This window comes from Actinoplanes sp. CA-030573, assembly GCF_050951115.1.
Lineage (GTDB): Bacteria > Actinomycetota > Actinomycetes > Mycobacteriales > Micromonosporaceae > Actinoplanes.
Genome location: NZ_CP192038.1, coordinates 9,768,704 through 9,792,462 on the forward strand (window position 1 = coordinate 9,768,704; position 23,759 = coordinate 9,792,462).

22 protein-coding genes are annotated in these 23,759 nt (G+C 71.2%); 10 read left to right on the forward strand and 12 right to left on the reverse strand.

Going from position 1 to position 23,759, the window contains the following annotated elements:
* Positions 1 to 9 precede the first annotated feature (9 nt).
* Positions 10 to 345, forward strand: a complete 336-nt coding sequence (locus ACQP2F_RS45355) for a cupin domain-containing protein (RefSeq protein ID WP_433299123.1) — start codon at positions 10 to 12, stop codon at positions 343 to 345.
* A gap of 23 nt (positions 346 to 368) precedes the next feature.
* On the opposite strand, the gene ACQP2F_RS45360 is transcribed toward ACQP2F_RS45355, so the two are convergent.
* Positions 369 to 740, reverse strand: coding sequence for a MerR family transcriptional regulator (locus ACQP2F_RS45360; RefSeq protein ID WP_433299125.1), 372 nt, complete (start codon positions 738 to 740; stop codon positions 369 to 371).
* Between the two features lie 58 nt (positions 741 to 798).
* On the opposite strand from ACQP2F_RS45360, the gene ACQP2F_RS45365 reads away from it, so the two are divergent.
* Complete coding sequence (locus tag ACQP2F_RS45365; RefSeq protein ID WP_433299127.1) at positions 799 to 1,488, forward strand: SDR family oxidoreductase; 690 nt, start codon at positions 799 to 801, stop codon at positions 1,486 to 1,488.
* On the opposite strand, the gene ACQP2F_RS45370 is transcribed toward ACQP2F_RS45365, so the two are convergent.
* On the reverse strand, positions 1,489 to 3,375 hold the full coding sequence (locus tag ACQP2F_RS45370) for a discoidin domain-containing protein (RefSeq protein WP_433299129.1): 1,887 nt from the start codon (positions 3,373 to 3,375) through the stop codon (positions 1,489 to 1,491).
* Positions 3,376 to 3,478: 103 nt separating this feature from the next.
* Here ACQP2F_RS45370 and ACQP2F_RS45375 point away from each other — a divergent pair, with 103 nt between their 5' ends.
* A complete protein-coding gene (locus ACQP2F_RS45375) occupies positions 3,479 to 4,486 on the forward strand; it encodes a LacI family DNA-binding transcriptional regulator (RefSeq protein ID WP_433299131.1) in 1,008 nt (335 codons plus the stop codon).
* A 1,157-nt stretch (positions 4,487 to 5,643) separates the two neighbouring features.
* Positions 5,644 to 6,921: an RICIN domain-containing protein gene (locus ACQP2F_RS45380; RefSeq protein WP_433299133.1), complete on the forward strand. Its 1,278-nt coding sequence runs from the start codon at positions 5,644 to 5,646 to the stop codon at positions 6,919 to 6,921.
* Positions 6,922 to 7,001: 80 nt separating this feature from the next.
* Here ACQP2F_RS45380 and ACQP2F_RS45385 read toward each other — a convergent pair whose 3' ends face one another.
* From ACQP2F_RS45385 to ACQP2F_RS45410, 6 genes are all read right to left on the reverse strand, one after another.
* Positions 7,002 to 7,340 carry a hypothetical protein gene (locus tag ACQP2F_RS45385; RefSeq protein ID WP_433299135.1) on the reverse strand — a complete coding sequence of 113 codons (339 nt, stop codon included), beginning with the start codon at positions 7,338 to 7,340 and terminating at the stop codon, positions 7,002 to 7,004.
* A gap of 64 nt (positions 7,341 to 7,404) precedes the next feature.
* Positions 7,405 to 8,244 carry a hypothetical protein gene (locus ACQP2F_RS45390; RefSeq protein ID WP_433299137.1) on the reverse strand — a complete coding sequence of 280 codons (840 nt, stop codon included), beginning with the start codon at positions 8,242 to 8,244 and terminating at the stop codon, positions 7,405 to 7,407.
* A gap of 55 nt (positions 8,245 to 8,299) precedes the next feature.
* Positions 8,300 to 9,508 carry an ABC transporter permease gene (locus ACQP2F_RS45395; protein WP_433299139.1) on the reverse strand — a complete coding sequence of 403 codons (1,209 nt, stop codon included), beginning with the start codon at positions 9,506 to 9,508 and terminating at the stop codon, positions 8,300 to 8,302.
* Entirely contained in the window at positions 9,489 to 10,175 is a 687-nt protein-coding gene (locus tag ACQP2F_RS45400) for an ABC transporter ATP-binding protein (RefSeq protein WP_433299141.1), read from the reverse strand. The genes ACQP2F_RS45395 and ACQP2F_RS45400 overlap by 20 nt, the downstream gene beginning before the upstream one ends.
* Entirely contained in the window at positions 10,172 to 11,206 is a 1,035-nt protein-coding gene (locus tag ACQP2F_RS45405) for an efflux RND transporter periplasmic adaptor subunit (RefSeq protein ID WP_433299143.1), read from the reverse strand. The genes ACQP2F_RS45400 and ACQP2F_RS45405 overlap by 4 nt, the downstream gene beginning before the upstream one ends.
* On the reverse strand, positions 11,203 to 11,679 hold the full coding sequence (locus ACQP2F_RS45410; protein ID WP_433299145.1) for a hypothetical protein: 477 nt from the start codon (positions 11,677 to 11,679) through the stop codon (positions 11,203 to 11,205). The genes ACQP2F_RS45405 and ACQP2F_RS45410 overlap by 4 nt, the downstream gene beginning before the upstream one ends.
* Positions 11,680 to 11,772: 93 nt before the next feature.
* Between ACQP2F_RS45410 and ACQP2F_RS45415 the strand changes: the two genes are divergently transcribed.
* The 3 genes from ACQP2F_RS45415 (at position 11,773) to ACQP2F_RS45425 (ending at position 14,239) form a co-directional block, all read left to right on the forward strand.
* Positions 11,773 to 12,414: a response regulator transcription factor gene (locus ACQP2F_RS45415; protein ID WP_433299147.1), complete on the forward strand. Its 642-nt coding sequence runs from the start codon at positions 11,773 to 11,775 to the stop codon at positions 12,412 to 12,414.
* A gap of 7 nt (positions 12,415 to 12,421) precedes the next feature.
* On the forward strand, positions 12,422 to 13,603 hold the full coding sequence (locus ACQP2F_RS45420) for a sensor histidine kinase (protein WP_433299149.1): 1,182 nt from the start codon (positions 12,422 to 12,424) through the stop codon (positions 13,601 to 13,603).
* Between the two features lie 201 nt (positions 13,604 to 13,804).
* Complete coding sequence (locus ACQP2F_RS45425; RefSeq protein WP_433299151.1) at positions 13,805 to 14,239, forward strand: hypothetical protein; 435 nt, start codon at positions 13,805 to 13,807, stop codon at positions 14,237 to 14,239.
* 207 nt (positions 14,240 to 14,446) lie between these two features.
* On the opposite strand, the gene ACQP2F_RS45430 is transcribed toward ACQP2F_RS45425, so the two are convergent.
* Entirely contained in the window at positions 14,447 to 15,106 is a 660-nt protein-coding gene (locus ACQP2F_RS45430; RefSeq protein ID WP_433299153.1) for a response regulator, read from the reverse strand.
* Positions 15,094 to 16,320, reverse strand: coding sequence for a sensor histidine kinase (locus ACQP2F_RS45435; protein WP_433299155.1), 1,227 nt, complete (start codon positions 16,318 to 16,320; stop codon positions 15,094 to 15,096). The genes ACQP2F_RS45430 and ACQP2F_RS45435 overlap by 13 nt, the downstream gene beginning before the upstream one ends.
* Before the next feature lie 202 nt (positions 16,321 to 16,522).
* On the opposite strand from ACQP2F_RS45435, the gene ACQP2F_RS45440 reads away from it, so the two are divergent.
* From ACQP2F_RS45440 to ACQP2F_RS45450, 3 genes are read left to right on the forward strand one after another with little or no spacing between them, the layout of a single operon-like run.
* Positions 16,523 to 18,244, forward strand: a complete 1,722-nt coding sequence (locus tag ACQP2F_RS45440) for a DUF4331 domain-containing protein (RefSeq protein WP_433299157.1) — start codon at positions 16,523 to 16,525, stop codon at positions 18,242 to 18,244.
* A 60-nt stretch (positions 18,245 to 18,304) separates the two neighbouring features.
* Entirely contained in the window at positions 18,305 to 19,609 is a 1,305-nt protein-coding gene (locus ACQP2F_RS45445) for a tetratricopeptide repeat protein (RefSeq protein WP_433299159.1), read from the forward strand.
* Positions 19,606 to 21,120 (forward strand): hypothetical protein, encoded by a 1,515-nt coding sequence (locus tag ACQP2F_RS45450; protein WP_433299161.1) that lies wholly within the window; start codon positions 19,606 to 19,608, stop codon positions 21,118 to 21,120. Before ACQP2F_RS45445 ends, ACQP2F_RS45450 begins: the two co-directional genes overlap by 4 nt.
* Positions 21,121 to 21,142: 22 nt before the next feature.
* Here the strand turns inward: ACQP2F_RS45450 and ACQP2F_RS45455 are convergent, their stop codons facing one another.
* Together ACQP2F_RS45455 and ACQP2F_RS45460 are read right to left on the reverse strand one after the other, a co-directional pair.
* The gene (locus ACQP2F_RS45455; protein ID WP_433299163.1) at positions 21,143 to 22,456 is read right to left on the reverse strand and encodes a ferredoxin reductase family protein; all 1,314 of its coding nucleotides are present in this window, start codon (positions 22,454 to 22,456) and stop codon (positions 21,143 to 21,145) included.
* Positions 22,457 to 22,836: 380 nt separating this feature from the next.
* The gene (locus ACQP2F_RS45460) at positions 22,837 to 23,754 is read right to left on the reverse strand and encodes a S66 peptidase family protein (RefSeq protein WP_433299165.1); all 918 of its coding nucleotides are present in this window, start codon (positions 23,752 to 23,754) and stop codon (positions 22,837 to 22,839) included.
* Positions 23,755 to 23,759 lie beyond the last annotated feature (5 nt).

The following is a 23,759-nucleotide window of genomic DNA, read 5'->3' on the forward strand; positions in this document are numbered from 1 at the left end:
CGTTCGGGCATGGACGGAGTCGAGGTCTTCCGGCTGGCCGAGATCGCGGTCAAGCACACCGCCGCCCCGGCGACGGACGTGGTGTCGGGCGCGCCGACGCTCGGCACCACGCGGATCACCGAGCTCGGCGACTCGGGCGTCGAGATCGGCGTCTGGGAGATGTCGGTCGGCGTCGTCCGTGACGTCGAGATCGACGAGGTCTTCCTGGTGTTGGCGGGCTCGGCGACCATCACCGTGGGCGAGGCGGCGGTCGCGGTCGGTCCCGGGGACCTGGTGCGGCTGGACGCCGGCACCGAGACCACGTGGGAGGTCACCTCACCGATCCGCAAGCTCTACGTGGCCTGAATCCGTTACGTGGCCCGAATCCTTTACCCGGCCTGAATGCGGCATCCGCTGTGCTCGGGGCTCTCGGTGAGCTCGATGATCGCATCGAGCCGGTCGCGCGTCGCCGTCAGCTCCGCGATCTGCCGGTCGATGCGGGCGCGCTCGGCCGCCAGCCGGGCTCGCGACTCCGGGGTGCTGACCTGGGCGTCGACGCAGGGCAGCAGCTCGGCGATCGTGCGGCTGGCCAGGCCCGCCGCGTACAGGTTCTGGATGAGCCGGACCCGCTCGACCGCCGCCTCCCGGTAGTGACGCTGCCCGCTGCCGCTGCGCTCGCTGACCAGCAGCCCCTGCTCCTCGTAGTAGCGCAGGGCCCGGACGCTCACATCCGACCTGGTGGCGAGCTCGCCGATACGCACTGTGACCTCCGTCGCGATCCTTGCCTCTGACGTCAACGTCAGGTTCTAGCGTAGCGCCATGTTGATTTCCGGATCGATTGCCCTGGTCACGGGGGCCAATCGCGGTCTCGGCCGCGAGTTCGCCACCCAGCTTCTCGCCCGCGGCGCCACCAAGGTGTACGCCACGGCGCGTCGCCCGTCACTCGTCGACATCCCCGGCGTCGAGGTGCTGCCGCTCGACGTCACCGACCCGGCTTCGGTGGCGGCCGCGGCCGAGGCCGCCACCGACGTCACCCTGCTGGTCAACAACGCCGGGGTGTCGACCGGCGCCGACCTGGTCGGCGGGGACTTGGAGCTGCTGCGGCGCGAGATGGACACCCACTACTGGGGAACGCTCCGGATGATCCGGGCCTTCGCACCACGGCTCGGCGGCGGCGCGATCCTCAACGTGCTGTCGGCGCTCTCCTGGTTCGCCTATCCCGGCGCCGGCGGATATGCCGCGGCGAAGGCGGCCGCCTGGAACCTCACCAACGGCGTACGCCTGGAGCTCGCGGCCCAGAAGACGCTGGTGACCGGTCTGCACCTGGGTGCCGCCGACACCGACATGATGGCCGGCTACGACGGGCCGAAGATCGCACCGTCCACCGTGGTGGCCGCCGCGCTCAACGGGATCGAGGAGAACCGGCTCGAGGTCCCGGCGGACGACTGGAGTGCCCAGGTGAAGGCCTCCCTCGCCGCGGACCCGAGCCGGTTCTACACCTCGGTCTGATTACCGGTAGGCCCGGACGTCGGCCACCGACCACCAGCTGCCGGACTCGCCGGTGAGCGTGATGCGGACGTACCGGACCGGACTCTTCGGGTAGCCGGTTGCGAATGGTGCCGCGCCGACCGACCGCACCGGCCCCCAGGTCATGCCGTCGGTCGACGCGGTGATCGTGTACCCGCGCGGGTAGTCGCCGGTCGAGGCGCCGGTGTCGAAGACGATCCGGCCGACGCGCTGGACCTTCCCGAGGTCCACCTGCAGGTACTGCCCGGGCGCCTGGGCGGCGCCGGTGCTGAAGCGGGTGCTGGCGTCGTCGTCGACGGCGTAGGCCGGTCCCTCGGTGGCGCTCGCCGTCGACGCGGTGGCGGTCCAGCCGGTCGGCGCGATCGGGCGGTCGTCGGTGCGGCCCCGCCACACGAAGGTGGCGAGCGCGCCGCCGGGCAGCGTGTACGTGAACTGCTCGTCGCCGAACCGGACGTTCACCGCCTGCGGGTTGTCGTTCTCGTTGTGGGCGACCAGGACGGTCTCGCCGTTCGGGTTGACGAAGGCCACGTCCATGACCTGGCCGTTCCAGCCGGTGGTGCCGAACGACGTGCTGGCGACCCGGACGGCGCCCGGCCGGACGAACCGGGCCAGGTGACCGAGCGTGTAGTACTCGGCGTTGCGGGTCACCGTGCCGTCGGCGGCGACCGTGATCACGCCGGTGCAGGTGCCGCAGCCGCCGGTGTGCGGGCCGTTCGTCTCGTCGAGGGCGAGGTTCCAGTTGACGACGGTCTTCGCCCAGTTCCGGGTGTTGCCGATGATCAGGTTCCGGGCGTGCCACTTGAGCGTGTCCGAGAACGTGTCGGCCGGGTTGCCGGACTGGCTGCCGGAGCACTCGGTGAAGTAGATGCCCTTGGTCGGGAACTCGTTGTGCAGGGCCGTCATCGCGCTCGGGTCGCCGGAGTAGCAGTGGTAGGCGGTGCCGTCGACCCAGCGGGCGGCCGGCGAGGCGAGCAGCTCCTGCGGGTAGTGGTTGATGTCGGCGGTCTCGTCCGGCGGCGTGTTGGCGGCATCATTCGGGTGCTCGGTCCAGTTGTGGTCGTACCCGAGAATCTTGGTGTCTTCGCCGCGCAGCATGGGACCGAGCTGCTCGATCACCTTGGCGGCCTGCCAGGACGGCAGGTCCATGCCCGGGTAGCCGGAGGGGTTCCGGTTCTGGGGCTCGTTCTGCAGCGTGAGGTAGTCGACGCGTACGCCCTCGGCTCGGTAGGCCTTGATGAACTTCACAAGATAGGCGGCGTACGCGCGGTAGATCGCCGGCGTGTCGATCAGGCGCCCGCCGACCAGGGAGCCGTTCGTCTTCATCCAGGCGGGCGGTGACCAGGGCGTGCCCATGACCTTGAGTTCTGGGTTGAGCCGCCGGGCCTGGCGCAGCAGCGGCAGGATCTGGGTCTTGTCGTGGGCGATGCTGAAGTGGCGCAGGCCAAAATCGGTCTGGCCGGCCGGGACGTCGTCGTACGTGTACGCCGGCTCGTCGGTGAAGTCGGAGGCGCCGATAGGTTGGCGGAGGAAGTTGAGGCGATCGGCGGCGAAGAGGTCTTTCATCGCCGCGTCGCGGGCCTTCGGGTCGAGCCGGTAGAGCACCGCCGCCGAGGAGTCGGTGATCGAAGCCCCGAACCCCACCATTTCCTGATATTTGCGGTTTTGGTCGACGACGATGGTCGGCGTCGCGCTGTCGACGGCCGCGCCGAAGTCCACCGTGCCGGCGTCGGTCATCTTGTTCGTGCCGTCGGGCGTGGAGAGCCAGACGTGCGCCGAGCGGGTGTGCTGATGTCCCGGATGCGCGGCGGCCGGGACGGGCGCCGCCACCAGGACGAGGGCGGTCAGGGCGGCGGTTCCGAGGCTGGCCATGGGCTCTCTCCCGATGTAACAATCTGAAACAACCACGAAACGTTTCTGATACGGGTCAGGTAACCACTGACCGGCGCCGCACGTCAATGTCTATGCTTCGCTGATGAAACGCGTGACGGTCCGGGACATAGCCGCCCATGCCGGGGTGTCCATCGCGACCGTCTCGCGGGTGCTCAACGAGCAGTCGCATGTCGCGCCCGAGACGCGCGATCTCGTGCAGCGCACCATCTCCCAGCTGGGCGGCCAGGTATCGTCGCGGCGGCCCGCTCCGCCGGGTGCGATCTTCCTCCGCTGCCCGTACCTTTTGACCGACTACTTCGGACTTATCGTCTCATCAATCGCCGAAACGTTAGATGTGCACGACCGCCAGGTCGTGCTCAACGCCGGCGAGGCCACCCAGGACCACGACGTCCTCTCGTCCCTGGCGTCCCGCCCCGGCATCGCCGGCGCGATCATCGTGCTGCCCCCCGAGCCCGGCGCCGCGCTGGTCGCCTTGCAGGAGGCCGGCTTCCCGTTCGTCGTCGTCGACCCGCGCGAGACCGTCCCCCGCGACATAGCGGCGGTGTCGGCCGCCCACTTCGCCGGCGCCCGCAGTCTCACGAACCACCTGGTGGAGCTCGGCCACCGCCGCATCGGCGTGATCGCCGGCCCCGACAACTGGCTGGCCAGCACCGCCCGCCGGGCCGGCCACATCTCCGCCCTGGCCGACGCCGGCGTCCTGCCCGATCCCGCCCTGGCCCTGCCCGGCGAGCCCACCGTCCGCTTCGGTTACGAGGCCGCTCAGCGCCTGCTCGACCTGCCCGACCGCCCCACCGCCCTGCTCGGCTTCAACGACAAGGCCGCGTCGGGCGCGCTGGCCGCCGCCGCCCAGCGCGGCCTGCGCGTCCCGGAGGACCTGTCGATAGCCGGCTTCGACGACATCGACCTGGCCCAGGCGACCCGCCCGACGCTGACCACGGTCCGTCAGCCGTTGCAGGAGATGGGCCGCATCGCCGTAAGCCTGCTGTTGCGTCTGCTCAACCGGCATCGCTTGGATGCGTTGCACATAGAGCTGGCCACCGAGCTGATAGTCCGCGACTCGACCGGCCCGGCGTCCCACCGGAACGGCTGATCGCCGCCCGCTTTCGCGGCCCTTTGCTCTGCTTACCTCCACGCGCCAACACGGGTTGCCTTGTGGATAAGCGATCCGAAGTTGTCGTAGCCAGCCCTTAATCTCACCCCACCCAGTGACCGGGTGGGGTGGAGGCTGCACCGATGAACGTGTATCCGATCATCGCGGCGGAGCAGCCCGCCTGGGTTCAACATCGAGCGTGCGTGTGAGCTGCTCGAGGTTGCCGGTTCGCCTTCTACCAGCACGCCCGTGGTCAGCAGTCCGCACGGGCCCGCGCGGATGACCAGCTCACCGACAAAGACGGTCGAGGTGCACGCGACGTCGGAGCGCGCCTACAGGGGAACGCGCTTCGACGCTGGACTCCCCGCTGCCGGACTGCGGCACGGCCGCCAACGCAAGGCCCCGCTTATGCGGGCCGACGGCGGGCGCGGCAAGACCCGGCCGACGGCGTGCACGGCAAGAGCCAGCCGACGGCGTGCACGGCAAGAGCCAGCCGGCGGCGTGCACGGCAAGAGCCGGCCGACGGCGTGCGCGGCAAGAGTCGGCCGACGGCGTGCGCGGCAAGAGTCGGGGCCGCTGGGCGGCCACCACGTTCGTGCGGCGGTCGGTCAGCCGGCGCGGGTCGTGGTGGGACATCGCGAGTCGTCTTCGCCAGGAGAACACCGGGCCCAGCCACTCCAACCTCGCCACCGGCACTCCGGCTTCGGCTACTCAGCCCCGGTCGCCTAACTCTGCCCCGGCCCCCTAACTCAGCCCCGGCCGCCTACGAAAACCGCAGCTCACCACCGGCCACCCCCGGCGGCGGGAACGGCTCACCCAGCAAATCTGTCCGCCGAAACGGGTCGGGCCCGCTGTGGATTACGGCCGAAGTTGTCGTAGCCAGCACCTACTCTCACCCCACCCAGTGACGGGGTGGGGTGGGTTACGGCGCTGATCAGAAGGCTGATCTGCGCGTATTGGTAAGCAGAGCAAAGGGGCCAGCCAAGACCCCAGCGCCCCAGACGAACCCACGCAAGCCCGGAAGCGCGGAAGCGGCCGCTTCGGAAGTTAGTTTAACTATTAATGCTCTTAACCTTGTGATGGCGGACATCGATGCCTGAGGATGTGAGCCAGCGGCGCCGCTTCCCCTACCGCTCTCATCCCCTGAGGTATGGATCGTGGCGAGAAGACTGTTCCGACGCGCCCTCGTGGCGGTTATTGCCCTGCTCACGGTGGCTGCCACCGGCATTGCCGTGCGCGGGGCCGAGGCGGCCGCGGCCGCCTCGTTCAAGGTGCTCGCGTTCTACAACGGCACCTGGGACGCGGCGCACATCGACTTCGACAAGGAAGCCAAGGAGTGGTTTCCGAAGGCGGGCGCCCAGTACGGCTTCAGCTGGGAAGCCACCACCGACTGGAGCCGGCTCAGTGCGAGCGGGCTTGCGGGCTACCAGGTGATCATGTTTCTGGACGACGCGCCGCCGGTTGAGCGGCGGGCCGCGTTCCAGCAGTACGTGCAGGGCGGCGGCGGGTTTCTCGGGTTCCACGTCAGTGCGTTCACCACGAGCGCCAACGATTGGAGCTGGTACTACAACACGTTCCTCGGGTCGGGGAACTTCGTCTCCAACACCTGGGGGCCGACGGCCGAGACGCTGAAGATCGAGGACCGCGGTCACCCCTCGACCGCGGGGCTGCCGGCGACCATCCAGTCCTCGGTCAGCGAGTGGTACTCGTGGAGCAACGACCTGCGGCAGAACCCGAACATCGACATCCTGGCGTCGCTCGACCCGTCGACGTTCCCGGTCGGCAGCGACCCCAACCAGCAGTGGCGCAGCGGGTATTACCCGATCATGTGGACGAACAAGAACTACAAGATGCTGTACGCGAACTTCGGCCACAACGGCATGAACTACGACACCAACACGCGTACGTCGTCGACGTTCGAGTCCGCCCAGCAGAACCAATGGCTGATCAATGGGCTGCTGTGGCTGGGCGGGCAAACCAGCACGACCCCGCCGACGACTCCGCCCACGAGCGACCCGACCTGGAAGCAGATCATCAACAAGAACAGCGGCAAGTGCGTGGACGCCAAGGGCGCGGGCACCGCCAACGGCACGGTCATCCAGCAGTACGCCTGCAACGGCTCGAACACCCAGCAGTACCAGCTGGCCGACGTGGGCGGCGGCTACCTCCGGATCAACAACCGGGGCAACAGCGCCCAGGTTCTGGACGTCACGAACGTCTCCACCGTCGACAACGCGAAGATCCAAACCTGGACGTACGGCGGCGGCGCGAACCAGCAGTGGCAGTCCGTGTCCGAGGGCGGCGGCTACTACCACTTCGTCAACCGGAACAGCGGCAAGTGCCTGGACGTCCCCGCGGCCAGCACGGCCGACGGCGTCCAGCTCGTCCAGTACGCCTGCAACGGCACCGGCGCCCAAAGCTTCCGGCTCGGATAAACGGCTCGGGTAAACGGCTCGGATGAACGGCTCGGATAAACGGCTCGGATAAAGGGCTCGGCGAGCGGTCGGACAAGCATTCAAGCCGGCTCGACGATCGCGGCCGCGGGGATCAGCGCCAGAGCGATCCCCGCGGCCTGCTCGGCCTGGATGCGGCGCTGATAGTCCCGGCTGGAGACCGCGACGACTACGTCACCCACGGCGATCCGCCAGCTCCACGATGAGGCTTCCGCTCGTACGATCGAGGTCCGAGCCCGGCCGAGACGAAGCTGAAGGTCACGTACCGCCGCGCGGCACGCCTCGACGTCGGGGTGCCGGACCGGCGAGCGCCCGATGTCGCGGTTGTTGGTGGCGAGCAACCGCCAGCTCAACGATCCGTCGGGTCGGTGCCGCACGATCCGGAAGCGCGCATCAGCCACGAACGCCGAGACTGACGGTCGCTCGTTCACGAACGCCCTCCGGCGGATGAACCCCAGGCGAACTTCAGCGCCCGAGCACCGGCGAGGTCCGCAGCTCGGCGGGCCCGGCGGTCGCCCACCCGACCAGGCCGGTCAGGGCGAGCGCGAGCATGGCGATCAAATACATCCACGCGTACGCCGAGGACCAGTCGATCTCCCCGGCCGAGCGCATCATGGCCACGACCGCCGCGCCGCCCGCGACCAGGTAGTTGATCGCGCCCACGCGCTGCCGGTCGGCGTCGCCCTCGCGCAGGGCCAGCATCGACCCGACGCCGAAGACCAGCGCCCACACTCCGAGCGCCGAGACGTCCAGATCGGACACCGGCCACGGCCAGCGTGGCGCCACCGCCGCCGGGAACAGCAGCGCGAGCACGCCGATCGCCGTGCCGATCACGGCGACCACAGCCACCGGCAGCACCATGAACCAGGCTCGCGGCTCCACCCGCGCCGACGGCTTCCCGGGCGCCCGCAGCTGGCCGACGAGCAGCACGACACCCACGATCACGGTCGCCACGTGCACGAACAGCCAGCCCCAGGCGTAGCCGAAACCCATGACGTCGCCGCCGCCGAGATGGGTCGACCCGCGATGGCGAAGCGTCACGCCGAGCATCAGGAACATCAACAACAGCGTGGTCCCGTACGCGAGGCGCACGTCCACCCATCGACGAAGCCGCACCGTCGCGGTCAGCATGGCCAGGCCGCCGAGATAGCCGGCGCCCATCGCCCCGGCCGAGGCCGGCGACCGGAAGTCCCAGGCGAACGGCCGCCCGCCGAGCACGAACAGGGTCAGCACCGCGAAGCCGGCGCCGAAGGCGAGCGGTTTGAGGAATCCGCCGCGCGCGGAGGGAGTGAGGAGACGCTCCATCCGGCCACGTTACCCGTGAGTAACGTGGCCGGACAATACTCACCGCGATCGATTTTTAGACGGTCCGTAGCGCCTCGGTCGGCGACAGCCGCGCCGCCCGCACGGCCGGCACGAGCCCCGCGACCGCACCGATCAGCACGGCCGCCGCGATGCCGCCGGCCCAGGCCTCGACCGGCACCACCACCTGCCAGCCCTTGCCGCGGGCATAGACGGCGGTCGCGATCAGGCCGGCCGCCACCCCGGCCAGGCCGCCGAGCACGGTCAGCAACACCGCCTCGGCCAGGAACTGCGCGCGGATCTGCCGCCGGGTCGCGCCGAGCGCCCGGCGCAGGCCGATCTCCGACCGCCGCTCCAGCACCGAAATGATCATGATGTTGGCGACGCCGACCGCGCCGACGATCAGCGCCACCACGCCGAGCCCGAGGAAGAGGCGGTCGAACGCGCCCTCGGCCGCGGCCCGGGCGGTCAGCGCGTCCGACGGCTGGCCGACGTCGACCTCGTTCGGCGCCTCCGGGTTGGCTGTCCGGGCCAGCAACGCCTGCACCTCGCCGACCCGATCGGTGTCGGCCCGCACGTACAGCTCGCCCGGCGGCCCGGCGACGGCCCGGCCACCCTCGATCGCGACATAGCCGAGGTAACGCCGGGCGGCCGGGTATCCGATGAGGACACTGCTGTCCAGCTCGTCGGCGAGCACGGCCGGCGCGAGGATGCCGGAGACGTAGAACCACTGGCCACCGAGCCAGACCCGCAGGCCGGGCGTGACCCGGTCGAAGCCGAGCCGCCGCGCCGCGACCGCCCCGAGCACCGCCACCGGCTGCGTCGCGGTCGCCTCGTTGAGCCAGCTCCCCCCGGCCATCCCGGTCGCCACCACGTCCGGCAGGTTCAGGCTCGCCGCCCGTACCCGCAGCGCGTTGGTGCTGATCGACGGGATCAGCGGGCTCCGGTAGACCTTCGTCTCGTCGATCGCCGCCGTGTGCGCGACCTGCCGGACGGCGGCGAGCTGGCCGACCCGGGCCGGGGCCGCCGACGGCAGGGGCGCATCGCCGCCGCTGAACGACTGGCCGCTGCTCGCGGTGAGCAGGTTGGTGCCCAGCCGGTCGATCTGGGCGAGCAGACCGGCCTGCGACGACGAGGAGAGCCCGAGCACGGCCACGATCGCGGCGACGCCGATCGCGATGCCGAGCGCGGACAGGGCGGCCCGCAGCTTGCGGGCCCGGATCCCGATGCTCGCGACCCGCGCCTGGTCAGTGGGTCGTAGCCGCATGACTGTCCCGCACGATCCGGCCGTCGAGCACCCCTACCCGCCGCGGCAGCTTGCCGGCCAGACCGAGGTCGTGGGTGATCACGATGATCGTCGCGCCGTCGGCGTTGAGCTCGTGCAGCAGCTCGACGATGGCGGCGCCGGTCGCCGAGTCGAGGTTGCCGGTCGGCTCGTCGGCCAGCACGATCGCCGGGCGACCGGCCACCGCGCGGGCGATCGCGACCCGCTGCCGCTCGCCGCCGGAGAGCTTGCCCGGCCGAAAGCGCAGCCGGTGGCCGAGGCCGACCCGATCCAGCGCCTCGGCCGCCCGGCGCCGGCGAGTGCGCGCGTCGATGCCGGCGTAGAGCATGCCGTCGGCCACGTTGTCGAGGACCGTGGCGTGGGCGGCCAGGAAGAACTGCTGGAAGACGAAGCCGATGTCGCGGGCGCGCACGTCGGCCAGCCGCCGGTCGTCCAGCCCGGCCACGTCGGCGCCGTTGATGCGTACGGCCCCGCTGGTCGGCCGTTCCAGCGTGCCCATGATGTGCAGCAGCGTGGACTTGCCCGAGCCGGACGGGCCCACCACCGCGACCAGCTCACCGGCGTCGACGCGCAGGTCGATCCCGTGCAGCACGGCCACCTCCTCGTAGCGCTTGACGACGCCTCGCAGTTCGAGAACCGGTTCGCTCATGACGACGGCACCACCACTCGGTCGCCGGCCCGCAGCGTTCCACCGCGCACCTGGACCATCCCGGCGCCGTCGTCGAAGAGGCCGAGCTCGACCGGCACCGTCTCGCGGCCGCCGTCCGGGCCGAGCCGCTCGACCGCGAAGCCGCCGGCGCCCGCGCCGATCAGCGCCGTGACCGGGACGATCAGCGCCTTCTCCACCGCGGCCGTGGCGATCTGCACCCGTACCGGGGCGGCGTCCCAGGCGCCCGCGTCCGTCGGCTTGTCCAGCGTCAGGTAGAGGGGGATGGTCGCGCCGTCCTTGCCCTCGACCGCGACCGCGCCGATCCGGCTCACCCGGCCGCTCGTCACCCGGTTGTCGGGAAGCGTGATCCGCGCCCGGTCGCCGGTCTTGACCTGGGCCTGCTGGGCGGCGTCGAGCTGCACCACGACCTCGCGGCGGGTGGTGACGGCCGAGCCCAGCGGCGATCCGGGCACGGCCCGTCCACCGAGCTGGGCGGTCACCGCGGCGATCCGCACCGGCCCCGGCAGCACCACCGCATCGCCCAAGCCGAGGGCGTCGTCGCCGAGCAGGTCCTCGAGGCCGTCCGCGGTCCGCCACGTGAAGTCGTCACCGTCGTCGGCGTCGTACCCGAGATCGCGCAGGTTCCGGTTGAGGATCGCGACGTCCCAGCCCTCGTCGCCGCGTGCGAGGTCGCGATAGAGCGGACGGCTGCCGCAGAGCAGGAACACCGGGTCGTCGCCGAGGTAGTAGAGGACCTGGCCGCAGGCGATGACCTGACCGGCCGCCGGCAGCTTCGTGTAGACGCCGGCCCCCTGGTTGACGACCGGATAGTCGCTGCCGTCGGCCCGTGCCGCGTACGACAGGGTGCCGCTCTGATCGACCTGCCCGTGGAGCGCGCCCTCGCGTACGGTCGCCACCGCCGGCGGAATCTCCGCGGCTCGCGACGGCGCCGCCTGGCCCGAGCGCGACCAGTAGAGTGCCCCGGCCGCGATCAGCACCACGCCGGCCAGGACCGTCGTCCACCGTCTCATCCCATGCCGTCCGGCGCCTGGTCGCGGCACTTGCGCTGGGCCTCCTTGAAGGCCGGCGACTCGGGGTCGACGCCGTTGTCGGGCCCGAGCAGCATCCGGCCGTCGGCCTGCGGATCCGGCATCTTCGGCACGCCGTTCTCCCGCATGCACCGCACCCATTCGAGCGCCTGTTCCTGCTGCGCGCCGCCCGGTCCCTGCTGCTCGGCGCCGGCCGGCTGGTACTGCTTGCAGGTCTCCTGGGCCTTCTTGAACGACGCGCTCTCCGGGTCGAGGTCGCTGCCCTTGCGCGCCCGCAGCTGGATGCGGCCGTCGACCGGGTCGGGGAAGCTGGGCACGCCGTTCTCCCGCATGCACTGGGAGTACTTCACGGCCTGCGCCTGGCGGTCGGCCGTCGTCGGTGTCGCGGTGGGTTCGTCGTGGTTGCCGCCGCAGCCGGCCGTCACCAGGACCAGCAGGACGAGCAGAGTTCTCATTCGCATGGCTCTCGGTTCTACGGACCGGGCGGTCACAGGGCGGTCCGCGGTTTGGTGACCCCGGTGTGACGTCCCCTCCGCCACGCTGGGCCGATGCGAGTGCTGGTGGTGGAGGATCAGTCCGAGCTGGCCGACTCGATCGGGCGGATGCTGCGGCGCGAGGGCATGGCCGTCGACGTGGTGTACGACGGCGGCGCCGCCCTGGAACGGACGATTGCCACCGACTACGACGTGCTGGTGCTGGACCGGGATCTTCCGGTGGTGCACGGCGACGACGTGTGCCGTCAGGTCACCGGTCCGCGGGTACTGATGCTGACCGCCTCGGGCACGCTCGCCGATCGGGTCGAGGGGCTCAATCTCGGCGCGGACGACTATCTGCCCAAACCGTTCGCGTACGCGGAGCTGATCGCCCGGGTGCGCGCCATCGCCCGCCGTACCCAGCCCGCCGCCCCCGCCGTGCTCACCCACGGCGACCTGCGGCTCGACCCGGCCACGCGGGTCGCCACCCGGGCCGGGGTGCGCCTGGCGCTGACCCCGAAGGAGTTCGCCGTGCTGGAGTACCTGCTGGCCGCCCGGCATCGCGCGGTGCCGGCCGAGGAGCTGCTGGAACGGGTGTGGGACGAGGCCGCCGACCCATTCACCACCACGGTCAAGGCGACCATCAACCGGCTGCGCGGCAAGCTCGGCGAGCCGGCCCTGATCGCGACGGTCCCGCGGGCCGGATACCGGATCTGAGGGCGAGATGACCTTTCCCGTACGCGCGAAATTGACCCTGCTCTACAGCGCTCTCGTGGTGCTTTGCGGTGCGGCGATGCTGGCCATCACGTACCTGCTGGTCTCGCATGCGCCCCGGAAGCTGATCGTGCAGAATGTCGCGAGCCTCGGCTCACCACCGCCCTCCCTCGACGACATCGCCGCCCGCGCGGCGGACGAGGCCCAGAAACAACACCAGGCCACGCTGCACTTGATGCTGGTCTATTCGGGCGTGGCGCTGACCGTCATCGCGGTGCTCGCGCTCGGGCTGGGCTGGCTGCTGGCCGGTCGCATCCTGCGTCCGCTGCGGACGATGGTCACCTCGATCCAGCGCATCTCGGCCCGCAACGTGCACGACCGGCTGGCCGCCACCGGCCCGCGCGACGAACTGCGCGAGCTCTCCGACACGGTCGACGGCCTGCTGCACCGCCTGGAGGCCGCGCTCGACGCGCACAGGCGTTTCGTCGCCAACGCCGCCCACGAGCTGCGCACGCCGATCACGCTCGAGCACGCGCTGATGGAGGAGACGCTGACCGACCGCACGGCGACGCTGCCGCAGTACCGGTCCCTCGTCGAACGCCTGCTGGAGTTGCGGAAACAGCAGGCGGCGATGCTGGAGTCGCTGCTCACCCTGGCTGGCAGCGAGCGCGGGCTGGCGCAGCGCGAACACGTCGATCTCTCCGAGATCGCCGGGCGGACGGTCGCGGCTTATCGCCCGGTCGCTCTTCCCTTGGGCGTACGCGTGGAAGCCCGCATCGAGTCGGCCTGGACAACCGGCGATCCGGCGCTGGTCGAGCGGCTGGTGGCCAACCTGGTCGACAACGCGGTCGCCTACAACGTCCCGGACGGCTCGATCTCGGTGACGACGGGCGTGCTCGACGACGGCCGTGCCGCGCTCGTGGTCGTCAACACCGGCGAGCGGATCGCTCCGGACCGGATCGAGGGGCTGTTCGAACCGTTCCAGCGCCTGGATCGCACCGCCGTGACGCCCGGCCACCACGGTCTGGGCTTGTCCATAGTGCGAGCGATCGCGGCCGCACACGATGCCGTTCTGACGTGTGTCCCCGGTCCCGCCGGCGGCTTGCGTATCGAGGTCACCTTCCCCGGCCACCTGGTGGATTTCGGGTCGAGATTGTCGTACGCGCCGTCTACTTTCCTCCCCACCCAGTGACCGGGTGGGGTTAGGTAACGGCTGGCGGCCCCTTCCTACACTCGCGGCATCGACATCTCACGCCTCCCCGACGACGTCGCGGCCCTCATCGACGACCTGGGCCCCGGCGAAGAGCTGACGATCACCCGAAACGGCCTCCCGATCGCGACCGTCTGCGCCGCCGCCGGCGCGCTCCACGGCGAGATCGTGGCGCCCACCCCTGTGCCTGAAGCCGAACACCAGCGACCCACTTACGACGACGTGACCGTCGTCGCCACCGCGATGAAGCTGCCCGACGCGGCACGCACCGCGCTCTCCGACCAGCTCGGCCCGGGTTACATCGTCGTCGATCTGCAGTCGGCCCCGCCCACGACGGACGTCCTGCTGGTGCCGCCGATCAGTCCGCAACTGATCGGGCACTTCCGGTCGATGTTCCCGAAGGCCCGCATCGTCGCCGCCGAGTTCGAGGACGACACCCTCGGCATCAGCTACCTCGGAGCGATCCGGCGCATGCTGGACGCGGGCGCCGAGACCTACCTGTCCTCGTCCACCATCCCGCAGCTGGCCAGGCAACTTGATCGGGTCGTCACCGAACGCCCCCAGCTCGGCGGTGGGGTGAGCTCTCCGCTCGAGATCGAGCGCCCATCGAACACCTGACAACGACCCGGGGGCGTTCTTCGGCAAACTGGCATCCCGCGCGTTAGCCCCCGCCTTTACGGGGTACGCGGCCGTCGGCGGTCGGGACTCCGGGTTCCGGGCCCCGGCCGCTGACGACGGCCCGCCGCGGCCGGGGCGCCCGGATCCCGCCCCCGGTCACCCACCTCACTCGGCCGCGGCGGTGTCGCTGTGGTGCCCCACGCTCGCTCAGCCGCGGCGGCGATCGTCCTCCAGATACCGCAGCACCGCCGTCACCCGCCGGTCCGCCCGATCGTCCGGCGCGAGATCGAGCTTGGCGAAAATGCTGCGTATGTGTTTGTGCACCGCCCCCTCGGTGACGACCAGCCGTTCGGCGATGGCGGTATTGCCCAACCCCTCGGCCATCAGCGCGAGCACGTCCCGCTCCCGCGGACTCAACCGCTCGAGCGCCCCGTCCGGCCGCATCCGGTTCATCAACTGGGCGACCACCTCGGGATCGATCGCCGTGCCACCCTCGGCGACCCGGTACAGCGCCCGGAGGAACTCCTCCACCCGCCCGACCCTCTCCTTGAGCAGGTAGCCAAGTTTGGTCGCGCCGCCACCCAGCAGCTCGGTGGCGAACGCCCGCTCCACATAGGCCGACAGCACCAGCACGGCCAGACCGGGCTGCCGGCGCCGCGCCTCGACCGCCGCCACGATTCCCTCGTCGGTGTGCGTGGGCGGCATCCGCACGTCGACGATCGCCACGTCGGGCCGGTGCTCGTCGACCGCGTCCAGAAACGCCTTCGGCTCGTCGACGGTCGCCACCACGTCCAGATCCTCGGCCCGCAACAGCAGCGCCAGCCCCTCCCGCAACAGTGCGTCGTCCTCGGCGATCACGATCCGCATGGCAGCTCCACCCGCATGGTCGTCGGCCCTCCGACCGGGCTCGTCAAAGACATCCTTCCGTCGTACGCCTCGACCCGCCGCCTGATGCCGACGAGCCCCGACCCCCGCCCCTCGTCCGCACCACCGTGACCGTCGTCGTCGATGCGCAGGTGCAAGCGGTCGCCCGCGCGCCGAATCGTCACCGTCGCGCTCGTCGCGCCGCTGTGCTTCGACACGTTGGTCAACGCCTCCGCCACCACGAAATAGGCGGTCGCCTCGACCGACGCGGCGCAGCGCCCCGAGGCCTCCACGTCGACCCGGCACCGCACCGCACAGTCGCCGGCCAGCCTCTCGACCGCCTCGGTGAGGCCGCGGTCGGCCAGCACCGGCGGCAGAATGCCGCGCGCCACCGTCCGCAGCTCGGCCAGAGCCTGCTCGGCCGCGTCCTGCGCCCGGGCCAGCATCTCGGCGGCCGCGGCCGGATCTCGGGCCAGCTGCCGGCGGGCCGCGCCCAGCAGCACGTTGACCGCCACCAGCCGATTCTGCGTGCCGTCGTGCAACGACCGCTCGATGCGCCGCAACTCGGCCGCGTGCGCGTCGAGCGCGGCGGCCCGGGTCGCGGTGAGCTGCTCCACGCGGAGTGAGAGGTCGGCGCCGGGCCCGGGCCCGAGCAGCGATCGGCCGATCCAGCCCGGTAGCCGCGCCAGCTGCGGGACGGCCACCACGACGACCGCGACCCAGGCCAGGCCCAGCAACCCGACGGCCAACGCGTCGGCCCACGTATTGACCGGCCAGAACGCGACGCTGGGACCGCTGCTGCCGGCCGGGGTGAGCTGCCACCAGAGGGGATAGGTCACGTCCTGCACGGCGTAGAGCGGCAGGGTCAGACCGAGCAGCCCGATCGCGAACCCGAAGGTGGCGTGCACGGCCAGCCAGGCGAGCTCGCGCCGGCACGCACGGTCGGTCAGAGCCGCGCGCAAGCCGGTCGGCGTCGGCCCGGGCGACACTATCTCCGGACCCCACCGCGACAGGCGCGCTCGCTCCCGATCGGCGACCATCCGCATCGCGCGCAGCGTGCCGGGCACGAGCGACAGGCCCACCACGAGCAGGCCGAGGATCGCGACGGCGAGCGTCCAGACCAGCATCGCGAGCGCCAGGACGGCGGTCGCCAGGCCGCCCACCAGGTGTTCCAGGGCGTCGATCGCGCGGCGTGCACGGCTGGGCAGAGTCGTCATCGGTCACCTCCGCGCCAGAGGTTAGACCGGATCGGCGCCGAGCGAAGTAGCGCTGGCTATACCAAAAGACATCGAGACGGTTCGGCGCCGTCACCGCCGCGGATGGGTCGGCGACGGCAATCTCACAACGCCCAAGCCGCGGCTCCGGTGGTGGCGAACTCGTGCCGAGAAAGTCACTGCACCGGCACGGAAGGACATCATCATGACGGTCAACCCGGCCCTCCGGCGCCGGCGTGCGACGGCCGCAATCGGCGTGGCCGCACTGCTCGCCGGCTCGGTGTGGGGGCTCGGTCCCGGCGCCGCCACCGCGTCGAGCCACCGCGAGGCCCCGCTCGTCGCCGCCGACCCGGCCATCGACAACACCGATCTGTACGCGTTCGTCAGCCCGGACCGCCCCGGCTACGTCACGCTCATCGCCAACTGGCAGCCGTTCGAGGAACCCAACGGCGGCCCCAACTTCTATCCGTTCGCCACCGACGCGACGTACCTGATCAAGGTCGACAACGACGGTGACGCCAAGCCCGACGCCGTGTTCCGCTGGAAGTTCAGCAACATCGACAAGCGGGGCAACAACACCTTCCTCTACAACAACGGCCCGGTCACCTCGGTCGACGACGACAACCTGCTGTTCCGCCAGACGTACTCACTCGAGTCGTCGTTCGGCGGGGGACCGTTCAAGATGCGCGCCCAGGGGGTGCCGGTCGCACCGTCCCGGGTCGGCCCGGCGTCGATGCCCGACTACGGCGCCCTGCGCCACCAGGCCACTCGCACGCTGCCCGGCGGGTGGAAGATCTTCGCGGGCCAGGCCGACGACCCCTTCTTCCTCGACCTGCGCGTCTTCGATCTGCTGTACGGCGGGGACCTGAGCGAGACCGGGCAGGACACCCTCTCCGGATACAACGTGAACACCATCGCCATTCAGGTCCCGTTCAAGGACGTGGCTCTCAAGGGCGACGCTGCCCGCAACCCGGTGGTCGGCGTCTGGACCACGACCGAGCGCGACCGCATCCGGGTCGCCGACGGCTCGTCGTACGGCGGAAAGGTGCAGGTCTCGCGCCTGGGCAACCCGCTGGTGAACGAGGTCGTCGTCCCGGCCGGGCTCAAGGACACGTTCAACGCCACCCCGCCCGAGCGGGACGCGAAGATTCCGGCCCTGGTCAAGCAGGTCACCGATCCCGAGGTGCCGCGGCTGCTGCAACAGATCTACAAGATCCCGGCGCCCGCGACGCCGCGCAACGACCTCGCCGAGATCTTCCTTACCGGCATCACCACCAAGGCCAACGGACCGATCAAGGCCGACCTCAACTCGCAGCTCAACAACGCCGATGTGCCGGCCGGCCGGTTCACGCCGGCCGAGGAGCTGCGGCTGAACCTGTCGGTGCCGGTGGCCGGCCGGCCCAACCGGCTGGGCGTGCTCGGCGGTGACCTGCAGGGCTTCCCGAACGGACGGCGCCTCACCGACGACGTGGTCGACATCGAACTGCAGGCGCTGGCCGGCGCGGCGCAGACCGGCAAGCTCGTCGACGCTCTCGCGGCGGGCGATCGGGTGGACGCGAACAACCAGCAGTTCGGCGGCAGCTTCCCGTACGTCGCCCTGCCGAACGGGGCCGGCGTGAACACCCAGGGCGGTGCCGCCCAGCCACCCGCCGTGCAACCGCAGACGGCCACGCCATCCGACAGCGACGCGGTGGGCGCCGGCATCGCCGACCCCGAGCAGTCCGGGGCGGCGGCCGCGCCCGCGCTGACCTCCGCCGGCGACGGATGGCCGACCAAGCCGGTGGCGTACGCGACCGGGGCCACCGGAATCGGCTCGCTGATCCTGGCCTTCGGTCTGCTCGCCTTCATGCGGCGACGCCGGCCCGCACCGGTTCGGCCGCAGCCCGCGACCGGCAACCACGACCCCGGCAAGACCGTCCCGATGTGACCGGCCCGGGTGGGCGCGCGAGCTCGCGCGCCCACCCGGCATCCCCTTTGGAGGCTCACCATGCGCCGCACCCTGACCCGCCTGGCCCTGGCCGCCGCGCTCGCGGCCACGGCGCTCGCGGTCGCCGGCATCGTGGCCCGGCCGCACGCCGCGCCGTCCGAGGAGCCCGTCCCGGTCGGTCAGCCGGTGGACGTCCTCGCCGACCGGGTCGCCCGGGCTCAGCAGCATCTTCGCGACGTTCCCGGCGACTGGACCGGCTGGGCCGGGCTCGGCGCCGCCTATCTGGAGCAGGCCCGGGTCACCGCCGATCCCGCCCTCTATCCCCAGGCCGAGCAGGCCGCTCGCGAGTCCCTGAAGCTGCGGCACGACGGCAACGGTGACGCGCTGGTCGTGCTCGGCGCGCTCGCCAACGCCCGCCACGACTTCGGCGCCGCGCGCGACCGGGCCCGCGCGGCTCTTCGGATCGACGAGGCGGATGCCGACGCGTACGGCGTGCTGGCCGACGCCCTCACCCAGCTGGGCGACGCGAAGGGGGCGACCGCCGCGGTGCAGCGCATGCTCGACACCCGGCCCGGCCTCGCGGCGTACGCCCGCGCGTCCTACGACCTCGAGTTGCGCGGCCGCATCCCCGAGGCCGCCGCACTGATGCGGCGCGCGCTGGACGACGCGGCCGACCCGCACGATGCCGCGTTCTGCCACACCCAGCTCGGCGACCTCGCATTCGGTCGCGGCGACTTGACGACAGCCGGCGACGAGTACGCGTCGGGGCTGGCCGCCGACCCGGCATCCGTGGCCGCCCAGCGTGGCCGCGCCCGGGTCCGCGCCGCCGAGGGTGATCTGACCGGCGCGATCGCCGACTACGCCGACCTCACCGCCCGGCTGCCCGGTCCGTCGTATCTCCTCGAGTACGCCGAGTTGCTCACCGCCGCCGGCCACCCCGCCCAGGCCAAGGAGCAACTGAGCCTGGCCGGCAACGCGCAGCGGCTGTTCACCGCGAACGGCGGCCGCGACGAACTGGCCACCGCGGCGCTCGCCCTGGCCGAGGGCCGCCCGGCCGATGCGGTCGCCGCCGCGCGCGCCGAGTGGTCCCGCCGCCGGCATCCCGACGTCGCGGACATGCTGGCCTGGTCGCTGCACGCCGCCGGCCACGACGCGGAAGCACTCACCTATGCCCGGCGCGCCGTCTCCGGTGGTGCGCATCCCGCGACGTACGCCTATCACCTCGGTTTGATCAACCTGGCGCAAGGCAACCGGTCCGCCGCCCGGGCCGAGCTTCGCCGAGCGCTCGACACCAATCCGTATTTCTCCCCCGTCGACGGGCCCGCCGCCCGCCGTGCCCTGTCCGGCCTCGGAGGCGCGAGATGAGCCGGTTCGTCCGCTCGCTGATCGTGGTCGCCGCCGTGCCGGCCGGTGTGCTGTTCCTCGCCGCACCGGCCGAGGCGCACCCGATGGGCAACTTCTCGATCAACCAGTATGCCGAGATCACCCTGCACCCCGACCGCATCGACGTGCTTGCGCTGGCCGACATCGCGGAGATCCCGACCCTGCAGGAGAAGCCTCTGGTCGACGCCGACGGCGACGGTTCCCTGTCGGACGAGGAGCGGTCCGGGTACGCGCTGGCGGAGTGTCGCCGTTACGCCGACGCCTTCGTGGTCGACGCCGATCGAGGTCGCGTTGCCTGGACCGTCAGCGGTCCGTCCTTCGGCGTGAAGGCCGGTGCGGGCGGCCTTTCCACGAGCCGGCTTTCCTGCCTGTTCTCGGCCCGCGCGCGGCTCGACGGCGTTGCCACCGTGCGGGTCGACAACCACTATCGGTCCGGGCGGGTGGGTTGGCGCGAGCTGACTGCCCGGGGCGAGGGCGTACGCGTCACAGGCTCACTGCCCGCCGACAGCGTGAGTGGCCGGTTGACGTCCTATCCCCGCGACCTGCTGACGTCGGCTCCCGATGTCCGGACCGCCACCATCCGGGTCGGGGCCGCCGGCTCGGCACCTGCCCCCGCCGCGACGTCGCCCACGAGTCCCGGGCCGAGCTGGCTGACGAGCGCCGAGGCCCGCATCGAGTCCGTGGTGAGCGGCCACCTGACGCCCGTCGTGGTCGCCTCGGCGTTCCTGCTCGCCCTGCTGCTGGGCGCCGGGCACGCGGCCCTGCCCGGTCACGGGAAGACGGTGATGGCCGCCTACTTCGCCGGCCGTCGCGGTCGCCTCCGGGACGCGCTGGCGGTGGGCGGCACGGTGACGCTCGCGCACACGGGCGGCGTTCTGGTCGTCGGCCTCCTGCTGAGCACGTCGACCGCCCTGGCCGGCGACCGGGTGCTGACGTGGCTCGGTGCGGCGAGCGGCGCGCTGGTCGTCGCGGTCGGCGTGGGCATGCTCATCTCCGCCCGCCGCTCCCGCAAAGACACCCGCCGGCAGGGCCACGCGCACGGACACGACCACCCCCACGACCATCCGCACCCGCACGACCACCCGCACCCCCACGACCACCCGCACCCGCACGACCATCCGCACCGGCACGATCATCATCGGCCCGGCGGACGGCTCGGACTGGCCGGAATCGGGCTGGCCGGCGGCTTGGTGCCCAGTCCATCGGCGTTGGTCGTGCTGCTCGGCGCGATCGGGTTGGGCCGGGCCGGGCTGGGCGTCTTGCTGGTCCTGGCCTACGGCATCGGCATGGCCGGCACGCTCACCGCCGTCGGCCTGCTGCTCGTCGTCGCCCAACGCAGGCTGGGCGCGCTGATCACCCGAGGCGGGCGCACGGCGCGACTCGGCGGTCTGCTGAACCACATAACGAGCCGCGTCTCGGCCGGCGCGCCCACCGCCACCGCCGCGCTGGTCGTTCTCGTCGGCCTGGGCGTGGGCGTCCGGGCGGTGACCTGACAAACGTCAAGCAGCACGCGACCTACCAGGCGAACCGCTCTCGATGCAGCCGCCCGGGCGGGACACCCAACTGCCGGGCGGCCTTCAACACGGCGTCGGTCCAGGGATCGGGCCCGCACACGTACACGTCATGATCCGCGATATCCGGCGAAAGCTGGCGCAATGCCTCCGCGTCGCTGTAGTCGGCGTATTCGGCCGGAAGCCACGACGTGTCGGACAGGCGCGGCCCGACCAGCGGAACCACCCGCACGCCCCGCTCCCGCGCCAGCCACTGCAGCTCGCGCAGAAACGCCAGGTCATGTGGATGCCGGGTGCGGTAGACCAGGGTCGCTTTGCCCTGGCCGTACGGCAGGTCCCAGAGCAGGGCCAGCAGCGGAGTCACGCCGATGCCGCAGGCCAGCATCGTGACCGGTCCGCCCGAGTAGTTCGCGGCGGTCATCCGGCCGTACGGGCCCTCGATCAACGCGCGTGTGCCCGGCCGCAGCGTCGCGACCCGGGCGCTTCCGTCACCGACCGATTTGACGGTGATGCGCAGACGGTCGCCGTCGGGGCGGCCCGACAGGGAGAACGGATTGCCACGCAGCACCCCGGGACCGTCGGCGAACCGCCACACGAAGTACTGACCGGCGCGTGCCGGGAGACGGTCCAGCCGCCGTCCACGAAGGTAGACCGAGACCAGTCCGGGCGCCTCCGTCACGACCGTGTCGACGGTCAGCCGGTGCCGCAGCGTCCGCCAGACGGGCAGGCCGATTCGGAAGATCAGCGTGGATGCGGTGGCGACCGCGTACAGCGTCCACCAATAACCGCGCGCCGCCGGGGAGCGGAAATCGTGCCCGAGCCCGATCTCGTGCGGCAGCGCGAACAGGACACCGAGATAGGCGTACAGATGCAAAAGATGCCAGGACTCGTAACGCAATCTCCGCCGCACCTTGCGCACCGACGTCACCACGACAAGCACAAAGGCAAAAAGCGACAACCAGGCAAAGACCATGCTTTGGTACGCGGTGAGCAGCTCCCACACCTGCCGGAGAACACCGGTTCCGGCCCGTTCCGCCGACCCGATCAGGGCCAGCACCACGTGGGCGACCAGCAGAAAGAACGAGCTGAAGCCGGTCAGTCGGTGCCACCTGGCCAGCGTGTCCTGGCCGAAAGACCGCTCGAGCCACGGGATGCGGGCCATGAGAACGACCTGGATCAGGAGCAGATCGGCCGACCAGAGCGCGACCAGACGGCCGGCCGCGGCTATGCCCGTGGGCGCGTGGCCGAGGCCCGCGATCCACAGCACGGTGACGATCAGCAGACTGAGTGCCGCCGCCCATCTTCCCGCTCTCCGCACGGCGTCTGAAATTACAAACACCCCGACCTATTCGGCAGGTCTTGTGATCATTCAGACGCTTATCGAAAAAGTCGTTATTGCCGCCGCCAAAAGCCGTCACCGAACCAGACCGCGGCCACCCGCAGCCGGCGGACGGCGGTGGGCAGGGGGCAGTCGGCCGAGCCGAGCAGCCGCGGGAAGCTGGGCCGATCCACTCGGAACTTCCGAACGATCATCGGAAGTTTCCGAGAAGTCTTGACTGCTTTCGGCGGCGGACCGGAGACTGGGTCAAGTCGGCCCGGGAGCGCTCCCATACCTGCGCCGCGACGTAGAGATCGTGCAGCCTGCTCCTCGGGGGAGAGCAGGCTGCCTCTCCGTGAAGCGGCCGCCCCTGTCCAACCTCACCCCACACCGACGCGACCAGCTCCGGAATGCGCCGGCCCCACGGTCAGAGTCCCGCGCTCGACATCAAGAACCGCGGGCACACCGAGACCCACGGCCGTCTGCGACTCACCGTGACCGATGGGCAAACTTCCGAGCACCGGTACGCCGAGAGCGCCGAACCGCTCGGCCAAGACTTCCCCGGCCGACGTGGCATGTCCCGGATCCACGCAGTCGATGAACTGCCCGATCGCGACGCCGGCCAGACCGTCCAGCCAACCGGCCCGCCCGAGCTGCACGATCGCCCGGTCGATCCGGTACGGCTCTTCGTCCACCTCTTCGACGAGGAGAATCGCGCCCGACATATCCGGCGTGTGCCGAGTGCCGGCCGACGCGGCGAGCAGCGTGAGGTTGCCCCCGAGCAGAACCCCTTCGGCCCGTCCCGGAACCCGAAACCCCGGCTCGGCGCGCACGACGACCGGCTCGTCGAGCATCAAGGCCCGCCGCGCCCCGTCGGCCCCGCGCTCCAGATAGGACGCCATCGGCCCGTGCACCGTCGCCAGCCCCACCTCGCACCACAGCGCCAAGTGCAGGGCCGTGATGTCGGAGAAGCCCATCACCAGCTTCGGGTCAGCCGCCACCGCCGCGTAGTCGATCCGGTCCACGATCCGCTGCACGCCGTACCCGCCCCGGAGGCAGACGATGCCCCGCACCTCGGGATCGCGGAACGCCTCGTTGAGGTCGGCAAGCCGCTCGTCGTCGGTGCCCGAGAAGAACGAGTGCCGCCCCAGGGCATGCGGCCCGACCCGCACCTTCAATCCCCACCCGGCCAGCGTCTCCTCGGCGCCCGCCACCCGCTCGGCCGCCTTGATTCCCCCGGCCGGAGCCACGATCGCCACGAGATCACCGGCCCGCAACGGCCGCGCCCGCACTGTCATGGGCC